The organism is Flavobacterium sp. ALD4, assembly GCF_002836475.1.
Lineage (GTDB): Bacteria > Bacteroidota > Bacteroidia > Flavobacteriales > Flavobacteriaceae > Flavobacterium.
On the sequence record NZ_PJBJ01000030.1, the window covers coordinates 1,387,959 to 1,398,321 of the forward strand.

The following is a 10,363-nucleotide window of genomic DNA, read 5'->3' on the forward strand; positions in this document are numbered from 1 at the left end:
ATTTATATCAATTAAAAAACAAAAAGAATGGCTAAAATAAAAATAAAAAAAAACCCGGGGTCTACTGATATGACTGCGATGTGTGATGTTGCATTTCTTTTGCTTACCTTCTTTGTAATGACTTCGACAGCCAAAATACCTGAAGCATTGCCCGTGGATACTCCCTCTTCAACAGTTCAGACTAAATTACCTGAATCTGATTTAGCTACATTGAGTGTAGGTAAAGGGATGGTGTTTTTTGACCTGAAAGGAAAAGAAGTTCGTATGAGAACTTTAGAATTGATGGGAGAGAAGTACGGTATTACTTTTACTGATGGTGAAAAAAACACGTTTTCAAGAATGGATGATTTTGGTGTGCCAATCAGTAACCTAAAGCAAATTATTGATATGAAAGCTTCTGATAGAAGTAAGGCAGAACAGCCTGGTATTCCTAAAGATTCGACAGATAATCAATTGAAAGATTGGATCTATAATGCACGTCTTGCGAATATAGAGGTAAACGATAAAGAGCTGCAGGTCGCTATTAAAGGTGACGCAAAAGAGGAATATCCAGCCATTCTACAAGTGATGGATATGTTACAAGATCAAAAAATCAATAGCTTTAGTTTAGTTACTGGTTTAAGAGGAAAAGATTTTTAATAAAAAAAAGACACTAAAATGGCTGAATTAAATACCGGCGACGGTGGAGGCAAAAAAGGTGGGAAAGTAAGGAGTAAAAAATCAAATGCAAAAGTAGATTTAACTGCTATGGTTGATTTGGCCTTCTTATTAATTACATTTTTTATGCTTACCACGACATTGTCTAAACCTCAATCGATGAGCTTGGGGTTGCCAGATAAAGATCCGGATGAGAAGAGTGCGGATATTAAGGTTGATGAAAATCGTACGATGACTGTGATGTTAGGAGATGATAATAAGATGATTTTTTATATGGGTTTGTTGGCTACGCCAATAGCTGGTCCTAAGGAAATTACATTCGGTAAAGATGGTTTGCGTAAGGAGATTCTAGAAAGAAAGCAATCTGTACTAGCGTATACGGGAAATAAGGACAAAGGGATGATCGTTATTATCAAGCCTAGTAAGAAATCAAGTTATAAAAATGTGATTGACATACTAGATGAGATGGCTATCTCTGATGTACCAACCTATACTATAGTTAATGATTTTTCGGCTGAGGAACTAAAATTGTTAGAAGGAAAACAAGAGTAATCTTGTTTTCTTAATAACCTAATAATTAAGAAAAATGAAATTAGACATATTAAAAAATCAATGGCTTGATATCGTATTCGAAGGTCGTAACAAAACTTACGGAGCTTATGAATTAAGAAAGTCAAACAGAAAAACTACTATAAAAGCGCTTATTCTAGGAGCGATATTTTTTAGTATTGCTCTGGCTGCTCCTCTCATCATAGACTTGCTTCCTAAAGGCGCTGAGGAAGATATGGACAGAGATATCAAGATCACGGCCATTAAGTTACCTCCAAAGAAGGAAGAACCTAAATTAAATGTTCCACCTCCACCCCCACCACCACCAAAAGTGGATCAGGTTAAGTTTGTGAAGCCAGTGGTTGCTAAAGCAGATGAAGTGACTGAAGAGCCGCCGAAAATTGTGGAGATTAAGGAAAAAAAGCTTGGTGCTGAAACTATTAAAGGAGATCCAGATGCAGTTTTGTCCGTAGCTCCAGTAGGTCCGGGCCCAACTAAAATTGTTGAAGAGGACAATCAGATTTACAACACGGCAGGTATCGAAGTAAAACCTGAATTTCCAGGTGGTATGGCTAAATTCTACAAGTATGTGGGAGACAACTATAGAGCCCCTGAAGAAGAGGGTCTTAGAGGAAAGGTTTATGTTACTTTTGTAGTGGAAAAAGATGGGTCATTGACTGATATCAAGGTATTAAGAGATATTGGTTATGGAACAGGAAAAGAAGCCATTCGAGTTTTAAACAGATGTCCGAGATGGAATCCAGGTATTCAAAATGGAAAACCGGTTAGAGTGTTATACTCTCTTCCGATCCAGATTCAAACTGCGGATTAATGTTGGAAAAAGAGATTATAAATATTCAGAAGAAATCGCTCAAAGAGCGATTTCTTCTCGTTATGGCAATTTTGTTTTTCGTTGTTTATCTAGTTTTGGGATTATTGATTATCTTTATGAAAAACTTTCCCTTAGATATGAATATGGGGTATAGGATTGCCTTTGGAATTCTTCTCATTGTGTATTCTATTATAAGAGGGATACGCATTATAAATGATAATAAAGATTAAACTATGAAAAACTTCGCAGGGCGTATTTATCTATTGGTTTTAATGATTTCAATCTTATCAATTGGCTGTAAAAAATCAGTTGAGGAGAAAGAAACGATACTTAAAGGAACAGCTACAATCCTCGTTGACGAAACTCTAAAACCGGTAATGGAAGATGAGATTACCATTTTTCAGAACCAATATAAAGCCACGATACTATTGGAATCGAGGTCTGAAAAAGAAGTGATGCGAGCGTTTCTTAAAGACACGTCGCGTATTGTTATCTTAGCCAGAAAGTTGAATGAAGAGGAGGGTAAATATTTTGAACGGCTTAAAATTAAACCTAAAACAACTAAAATCGGTACTGATGCAATTGCTTTTATTTCTAAGAAAAGTAATAATGACACATTGGTAGCTCTTAAAGATGTGATTCTGTTTATGCAGGGGAAGCCGCAAACAAGTATTAAAGGTTTGGTTTTCGATAATCCAAACTCTAGTACGGTGCGCTATATGAATAAGTTGGCTGGAATAGAAGAAATGCCTAAAGAAGGGGTTTACTCTTTTAAGTTTAATAAGGACGTTGTTAAATTTGTATCTGAAAATGATGGTATGATTGGTGTTGTCGGTCTAAATTGGCTGTATCAGCCATCACCTGACATGAAGGATCTCATAAAAAATATTAACGTATTAAGTGTTAAAGGAGAGGGTAGTGAGGGCTTTGTTGCTCCTACTCAAAACAATTTAGCCGAAGGAAAATACCCTTTGGCACGTGATTTGTATATAATTAACTGTCAGGGATCTTTGGGTTTAGGAATGGGGTTCGCTTCATTTGTTGCCGGGGACATAGGACAAAGGATAATTTTGAAAGCAGGACTGTTGCCTGTTCGCATGCCTCCTAGAAAAGTTATATTTAAAAACAAATCAAGTAATGAAAATGAAAATGAATAAATCAAATAAAGTTAAAATGAACAAATTTAAAATTTTAAGTGTTGCCTTTCTGGCCACGGTATCCGTATTGAACGCACAGGATATAGATCAAGCTAAAAAGGCGATTGACGCAGAACAATTTGAAAGTGCCAAATCGACTTTGAAATCAATCATTAAATCTGACCCATCAGAAGGAAAAGCATACTTTCTTTTAGGGAACGTATATCTTGTACAAAAGGTGGCAGATTCTGCTAAAATGAGCTATCAAAAAGGTATAGCTGCTAAGGATGATGAGCATTTTAATTATATTGGATTGGGACAATTGGATCTTAATAATGGAGATGTTGCCGCAGCTAAAATTAAATTTGAAATAGCTAAAAATGAAATGGGGAGAAGAGACTATTCAGAGTACGTATATATTGCACGTGCTTACATGAATTCTGACAAACCGGATTATAAAGCCGCTCTTCAGACTTTGAATCTTGCTAATGAAAGAAATGCTGAGGAGCCTCAAGTGCTTTTGGCTTTTGGTGATGCTCATTATGGTGATAAAAACCAAAACGCAGCCTATTCAGCATACCGTAATGCTTTTCAGGCAGATAACTCTTTAATTAGAGCAAAAATGCAGTTGGGAGTTTTACTTAAAGGAGCGAAAGCATATGTAGAAGCTGTAAATGCTTTTAATGATGTAATCGCAACAAGTCCTAATTACGGTCCTCTTTATCGTGAATTAGCAGAGACGTATTACTATTGGGCAGTTAATGTTCCTTCTAGAAATGATGAATACATGAAACAAGCATTGTCGTATTATGAAAAATATATGGGTTTAACGGATTATTCTTTAGCTTCACGTATGCGTCATGCCGACTTCCTAATTGTTGCTCAGGATTATAAAGCTTTAGAAGTTGAGGCTAATGAAATGAAGATAATTGACAATGTAAATCCTAGGATTTTACGTTATTTAGGTTATTCTGCATACTTTAATGGAAATGTGGACGTGGCTATTAAAGCTCTTGAAGATTATACTTCAAACCCAAGCAGTAACGTAATGTCACTTGATTATTTATATCTGGGTTTATCCAATATCAAAAAAGCGACAATGGGTACTGATTTAACAGTCGTAGAACCTGTATTGTTTATGAAAGGAATCGAACTTCTTAAGAAAGCGGTTGCTATGGATAAGGCTGTTGTGAGTGAACTAGGCGATGCAGGTAAGGGACTTTATGAGCAAAAATTATATAAAGAAGCTGCTGGAATTTTCGAAATCGCGACTTCAAATAAAGAATCTAAAAATTACTTGCTTGACAATTTTTATTTAGGTAATTCACTTTATTTTGACAACACAAGGACTGGAGCAGTGAAAGATTCTATCGCCTTACAAAAAGCAGATGTCGCTTTTGGAAATGTGATTGAAGCGTCTCCAGAAACTCAAGATGTTTACGTTTATCGCGCAAGAACTAATACGTTACTTGGAAATGATGAGCTAATGATTAAATATTACCAACAGTATATTGATATTGTAACTAAGAAAGGTCCTGAAGAAATGGCTAAGGCTACTGTGAAGGGTAAATTAGTTGAGGCGTACAATACAATGGCTGCAGGTTATGCAAACACTGATAAAGTTAAAGCTATTGAATTTTTCAACAGAACTCTTGCTATTGATCCTGAAAATGGATATGCAAAGCAATCAGTGGAGATGCTTAAGGGTAAGAAATAATAAGATTATTTTATAGTGGAAAACCGATAGTTGAAAAACTATCGGTTTTTTTATCCAACTATTTTTTTTAATTACAGTAGTAATGATAAGAGTTGTGTTGCTGCGGAGTTGTATAGCCTGCTCGTGGTTTCTACGTAGTTTGAAAAACAATCGATATTTTGTTCATTTATTGGTTTTGAACACGTATAGTGTAGAATTTCAATGAAGGTTTTAGTAATAATAATTTAAGTCCTTTCAAATGACCTATCTTTGCACTTTAAATTACAATAATGTTATCAAAAGAAATACAGTTAGAAGTTAACAAAGGAGCAATGCTTCCATTGATGGAAGAGTTTTATACTATTCAGGGAGAAGGTTTTCATACGGGAACTGCTGCCTACTTTGTAAGAATTGGAGGTTGCGATGTCGGTTGTCACTGGTGTGATGTTAAAGAAAGTTGGAATGCAGAATTGCATCCGCCTTCAAGCATCGATCAAATTGTGACCAATGCCAAAAAATATGCAGAGACAGTTGTAGTGACAGGGGGAGAGCCATTAATGTGGGATATGACGTTGCTGACCCAGACGTTAATGGATAATGGACGAAAGGTTCATATTGAAACTTCAGGCGCTTATCCTCTTACTGGGACATGGGATTGGATTTGTTTGTCTCCAAAGAAAAATAAGCTACCCACTCAAACGGTGTATGATAATGCACATGAGTTAAAGGTTATCATATTTAATAAACATGATTTTATTTTTGCAGAGGAGCAAGCCGAGCTGGTAAATGACGGTGCTATTTTATTTCTTCAGCCTGAATGGAGCAAGAAAGAAGAAATGACTCCGCTAATCGTGGACTATGTTATGGATAATCCAAAATGGAGAGTGTCTCTTCAAACGCACAAATATCTTAACATCCCTTAAGGAGTTCAGAATAAGTAGAAAAAGCCAAACAACAATTGTCGTTTGGCTTTTTTATTGCGTTTAAGGATGGAGCTATATCCAGTTTTTTTTCTTTTTTGTCCTTGTTTCTAAATTGACAGCTTCGCCAGATAATCATAATGTTCCCCTTCAAGAACCAATTCAGATTTTAGGCCATTGGCAAAAGCCGCATTTTGTAGCGTGTTGTAGTCAATGTACATCCAGTTGAAAGGTTTTTCCTTTTCGCCTTTATAGGCAATATTAAAAACTACCTCTCCGTAATATTCATTATCGGATGGAATCCATTTTCCTCCATCTTCATCATCATCAAACATATAGATAATGTCGGAGCTGTCTAATAGAATTTGGCCTCCAGGATTCAAGAGTGATTTTAGTTTCACAAGGAAATTCGGAATATTTTTTAGTTTTCCGCACATTCCTGCGCCATTCATTAATAATAAAATCGTATCATATGTTTCATTTTCTAATGTCATTACATCTTGTACTCGGGCATCTTTGATCCCTCGAAGTGAGCAAGCTTGTATTGCATTTGACGAAATGTCTATTGCAGTCACTTCTAAATTCAACTCGTTCTGTAAATACAAACTATGACTTCCGGCGCCGCAACCTACGTCCAGAATCTTTCCTTTGGCAAGCTGTAAGGCTTTTTGTTCCATATTGGGCATTTCATTGTAGGAACGAAATAAATAAGCCACACTCATTTCATCTTCCTCGGAGATTGTGGTTTCGGTAATTAAATCCTCAGGGGAATTATTCGTTTGATAATCTAGGATGGCTTTGCCAAAAAGGTCTTTCATTGTTTGTATTTCAAAATTCAACATTCATTAATCAAAGTTCATCGTTCAAAAAGTGTAGTTTTGCAAAGAATTTTTAAACTCTGAAATTGAAACCTATTTTAAACGAACTTGGAAAACTTGCCAAAGATAAGCATATAGAAAACAAAAAGTATTTCGATAAGCTTAAAAAGAAGACGCCTAAAAATTTAGATTATGTGATGCAAGACCTGCATGATGCTGAATTCAAGAAAACGGATTGTTTAAAATGCGCGAATTGTTGTAAAACAACGGGGCCTCTATTTACATCTGCAGACATAGAACGTGTGTCAAAATATCTTAAGCAAAAACCACAGCAGTTTATTGAGCAATATCTTCGTGTTGATGAAGATCAGGATTACGTATTGCAAAGTGTCCCATGTACTTTTCTGGATCATGAAAACGCGTGCATGATTTATGACGTGCGACCAAAGGCCTGTCGAGAATTCCCACACACTGATAGAAAGAAGTTTCAGCAAATCACAGACCTTACGTTGAAGAATATCCCAATTTGCCCTGCTGCCTTTAATATTGTAGAGGAAATGAAGAAAAAATTGCCGCTGTAGTTAGTGCGAAAACGTATTGTGGCTTTTCTAGTATATCAAATATTTCTCTCTCATTTTCTTAAATTGGTCTAAACCGTTTTGCCAACTTTGGCTGATCTCAGTTTCTGATAGGCCAGCTTCAATTTGTTGTTGTAGTTTTTGAGTTCCGACCAGTTTTGTGAAGAAGGGATTAAAGAACTTTGATTGCTCAGTTGTAGTAGTGTAGGCTTTAATGAGCCATTTCAATTCTAGTTGGCGTAGTTCATTTATACTTGATAAATCTTCTCCAAAACATACTACTTGATTGTAAGTTGGATTTTGTGCTCCTATATTGGGTTTTGGGACAAAGCTGAAATTGCTTTTTGGCAAATAGGGTGAGCCGTAAATTTGGAATTGTTTTTCAGTTCCTCTTCCTACGCTAACATTTGTTCCTTCAAAAAAGCACAAGCTAGGATATAGATTGATCGCTTGGTCGTTTGGTAAGTTAGGAGAGGGTTTTGCGAGGAGGCTATATTGCATATTTCTATTATAATAAGAACATGGGATAACAGTCAGTTTGCAACTGATTCCGTTTTCCAACCATTGCTCTCCATTAATCATTTGTGCATATTCGCCAATGGTCATACCGTGTAAAACTGGAATGGGATGCATGCCAACAAAACTAGTGAATTCTTTTTCTAGAATCGGTCCGTCAACGATACTTCCGTTAGGGTTGGGCCTGTCTAAAATGATTAATGGAATATTATTTTCTGCACAAGCTTCCATTATATAATGCAGTGAGGAGATGTAAGTGTAAAATCGAGCTCCCACATCTTGTAAGTCAAAAACCATGATATCAATTCCTGCTAATTGTTGCGACTTTGGTTTTTTATTATTACCATAAAGCGAAATAATAGGTAATCTAGTTTTAGAATCCATTCCGTCGATAACATGTTCTCCGGCATCAGCATTGCCGCGAAAACCATGCTCTGGGGCAAATATTTTTTGGACACTGATTTTTTGGTCCAATAAGAAATCAATTAAATGGATTTGTGTTTTTTTATCGGCAAAACGGATGGGTTCTTCTTCAATTAGTACAATACCTGATTGATTGGTTACAACTCCAACTTTATTGTTTTTCAAGAGGGGTAAATATACCGTATACTTATCAGCACCGGTTTTGATCGAATGTCTCTCATTAATGTGAGGTTGTAAAGAATCTTCCTTCGAATGAACTGCTAATGTTGCTTCGCTGTCTGGTGATTTGGCTTGTCTTACTGCTTTCGTTTTACTTATTGTACTGGAGCAAGAAATCAAAATCATTGTTAGAACTAGGATAGATGAAATATTCTTAAAAAATGGAGTCATAAAATGGATTAGAATAAAATTAGGGGCAATTAGCGTAATTCGTGTTTTAGCTGTATTTTTGAATCCAAATCAGACACTTAATCAAATTGAATTTAGAATACTTTATTGCTAAAAGACTAATAACTACTAAAGATTATAAAAGTAGTATATCCGCGCCTATTATAAAAATTGCAATTTCTGCTATTGCCATCGGAATGGTTATGATGATTGTGTCAGTGGCTACAGGAATTGGCCTGCAACAAAAAATCAGAGAAAAAGTTTCTGCCTTCAATGGACATATTATTATTTCTAATTATGATAACAATCAATCCGAAGTCACCTTAGTTCCTATATCGAAAAAACAGGACTTTTACCCTAAGTTTAATACAGTAGAGGGGGTAAGTCATATTCAGGCTATTGCCAGTAAGGCAGGAATTATTAGAACGGAGAATGCCTTTGAAGGAATCGTTTTCAAAGGAGTGGGTGGTGATTACAAGTGGGACAATATAAAGGAGTATCTCGTTGCTGGAAAATTACCGAATTTTTCTAATCAGGTAAATGAAGATGTAGTAATATCGCAATTCCTTGCGAATAGGTTAAAACTGAAAGTAGGAGATGCGTTTAACACCTTTTTCATGAAAGAAGGTCAGAATAAATTACCTAATATCAGGAGATTTAAAATCGTTGGGATTTTTAATTCCGGATTTCAGGAGTTTGATGCCACTTATGTGTTAGGAGATATACGCCACATGCAACGCATAAATAAATGGAAAGCGGATCAGATAGGGGCATTCGAAGTTTTCGTAGATGATTTTGACAACATCAAATTGGTAGGGGAAGAAGTGTATCAGCATACAGGTTCTACGCTTGATACTAAAACCATCATCGAAAAATACAGTTATATATTCGAGTGGCTTCAATTATTCGATTTCAATATCATTGTCATATTGATAGTCATGATATTAGTGGCCACGATCAACATGGTAGTCGCGTTATTGGTTCTTATTCTGGAGCGCACGCAGATGATAGGGATATTAAAAGCGCTTGGGGCTAACAACTGGAGTGTCCGTAAAATATTTCTTTATAATGCGTCCTATCTAATTCTTCGGGGATTATTCTGGGGGAACTTAATCGGAATAGCGATTCTGTTGCTTCAGAAATATTTTGGAATAATTAAACTCAATCCTGAAAATTATTATGTTGATCAGGCGCCGGTATATCTCAATTGGGGATATATTACATTATTAAACGGGCTCACTGTCAGTGTTTGTTTCTTAGTGTTGTTAATTCCTTCCTATATTATAACTAAAATTTCACCGGTCAAAGCAATTCGTTTCGACTAACAGATGGTTGGGGCCTTCCCCATCATAAAAAAAAGAGGCTATACCTATTTATAAGGAGTAGTCTCTTTTTTTATGACGGGTCGGGCTTGGCGATAGCTATCGGGACGCTGCAAGTTAGTGTCCCGATTGACTTCGTTGCATCGGGACTGTGGTTTTTTTACTACTGTCCCTATCGCAACCAAAGGAGGTTAGAGGTACGTGGTTAGAAGCTAGAAATGAAAAACAGAACGGAAGAAAGAAATATTCGTATTCTTAGTATGCCACGACATAAGGTTGTGTTCCGATAAAACGTATGAAAAGCGATGGCTGTTATTTCTGCTATGTAGTGCAACGCGATTGTAAAAACGCAGTATTTATACAGAAACTCCATAAACTACATCCATAAAGTCACCCTCTTATCGTGGTAGCTATGGCGTGGAGAGAGTGAGGAAAAAAAACTTTGGTATTCAAGGAGCGTATTTCCAGCGAGTTAAAGCTAAGTTTTGTTAGAGGTTAAAAAAAAGGCATTTAAAAGTATTGAAGTAGA

At 36.1% G+C, this 10,363-nt stretch carries 10 protein-coding genes; 8 read left to right on the forward strand and 2 right to left on the reverse strand.

The genetic code is table 11. From position 1 onward, the window contains the following. Window positions 1-27: 27 nt before the first annotated feature. From CXF59_RS14755 to CXF59_RS14785, 6 genes are all read left to right on the forward strand, one after another. A complete protein-coding gene (locus CXF59_RS14755) occupies window positions 28-639 on the forward strand; it encodes a biopolymer transporter ExbD (protein ID WP_101138483.1) in 612 nt (203 codons plus the stop codon). 18 nt (window positions 640-657) lie between these two features. After that, complete coding sequence (locus CXF59_RS14760) at window positions 658-1,209, forward strand: biopolymer transporter ExbD (protein WP_101138484.1); 552 nt, start codon at window positions 658-660, stop codon at window positions 1,207-1,209. Between the two features lie 34 nt (window positions 1,210-1,243). Next, window positions 1,244-2,038 carry an energy transducer TonB gene (locus tag CXF59_RS14765; RefSeq protein WP_101138485.1) on the forward strand — a complete coding sequence of 265 codons (795 nt, stop codon included), beginning with the start codon at window positions 1,244-1,246 and terminating at the stop codon, window positions 2,036-2,038. Window positions 2,039-2,271: 233 nt separating this feature from the next. Further along, complete coding sequence (locus CXF59_RS14775; RefSeq protein ID WP_101138487.1) at window positions 2,272-3,195, forward strand: PstS family phosphate ABC transporter substrate-binding protein; 924 nt, start codon at window positions 2,272-2,274, stop codon at window positions 3,193-3,195. A gap of 16 nt (window positions 3,196-3,211) precedes the next feature. Then, window positions 3,212-4,891 carry a tetratricopeptide repeat protein gene (locus tag CXF59_RS14780; protein WP_198554708.1) on the forward strand — a complete coding sequence of 560 codons (1,680 nt, stop codon included), beginning with the start codon at window positions 3,212-3,214 and terminating at the stop codon, window positions 4,889-4,891. Window positions 4,892-5,160: 269 nt separating this feature from the next. Further along, window positions 5,161-5,793, forward strand: coding sequence for a 7-carboxy-7-deazaguanine synthase QueE (locus CXF59_RS14785; RefSeq protein ID WP_101138489.1), 633 nt, complete (start codon window positions 5,161-5,163; stop codon window positions 5,791-5,793). Window positions 5,794-5,900: 107 nt separating this feature from the next. Here CXF59_RS14785 and CXF59_RS14790 read toward each other — a convergent pair whose 3' ends face one another. After that, a complete protein-coding gene (locus tag CXF59_RS14790) occupies window positions 5,901-6,608 on the reverse strand; it encodes a bifunctional 2-polyprenyl-6-hydroxyphenol methylase/3-demethylubiquinol 3-O-methyltransferase UbiG (protein WP_101138572.1) in 708 nt (235 codons plus the stop codon). 86 nt (window positions 6,609-6,694) lie between these two features. On the opposite strand from CXF59_RS14790, the gene CXF59_RS14795 reads away from it, so the two are divergent. Continuing rightward, the gene (locus tag CXF59_RS14795; RefSeq protein ID WP_101138490.1) at window positions 6,695-7,189 is read left to right on the forward strand and encodes a YkgJ family cysteine cluster protein; all 495 of its coding nucleotides are present in this window, start codon (window positions 6,695-6,697) and stop codon (window positions 7,187-7,189) included. Between the two features lie 27 nt (window positions 7,190-7,216). Here CXF59_RS14795 and CXF59_RS14800 read toward each other — a convergent pair whose 3' ends face one another. Beyond that, window positions 7,217-8,515 (reverse strand): exo-beta-N-acetylmuramidase NamZ domain-containing protein, encoded by a 1,299-nt coding sequence (locus tag CXF59_RS14800; RefSeq protein WP_101138491.1) that lies wholly within the window; start codon window positions 8,513-8,515, stop codon window positions 7,217-7,219. A gap of 86 nt (window positions 8,516-8,601) precedes the next feature. Between CXF59_RS14800 and CXF59_RS14805 the strand changes: the two genes are divergently transcribed. Then, window positions 8,602-9,837 carry an ABC transporter permease gene (locus CXF59_RS14805; RefSeq protein ID WP_101138492.1) on the forward strand — a complete coding sequence of 412 codons (1,236 nt, stop codon included), beginning with the start codon at window positions 8,602-8,604 and terminating at the stop codon, window positions 9,835-9,837. The last annotated feature ends 526 nt before the right edge of the window (window positions 9,838-10,363 follow it).

Coding starts and splice junctions, on each gene's coding strand:
- CXF59_RS14755 (WP_101138483.1), top strand. CDS start 28: ATGGCTAAAATAAAAATAAAAAAAAACCCGGGGTCTACTGATATGACT.
- CXF59_RS14760 (WP_101138484.1), top strand. CDS start 658: ATGGCTGAATTAAATACCGGCGACGGTGGAGGCAAAAAAGGTGGGAAA.
- CXF59_RS14765 (WP_101138485.1), top strand. CDS start 1,244: ATGAAATTAGACATATTAAAAAATCAATGGCTTGATATCGTATTCGAA.
- CXF59_RS14775 (WP_101138487.1), top strand. CDS start 2,272: ATGAAAAACTTCGCAGGGCGTATTTATCTATTGGTTTTAATGATTTCA.
- CXF59_RS14780 (WP_198554708.1), top strand. CDS start 3,212: ATGAACAAATTTAAAATTTTAAGTGTTGCCTTTCTGGCCACGGTATCC.
- CXF59_RS14785 (WP_101138489.1), top strand. CDS start 5,161: ATGTTATCAAAAGAAATACAGTTAGAAGTTAACAAAGGAGCAATGCTT.
- CXF59_RS14790 (WP_101138572.1), bottom strand. CDS start 6,608: ATGAAAGACCTTTTTGGCAAAGCCATCCTAGATTATCAAACGAATAAT.
- CXF59_RS14800 (WP_101138491.1), bottom strand. CDS start 8,515: ATGACTCCATTTTTTAAGAATATTTCATCTATCCTAGTTCTAACAATG.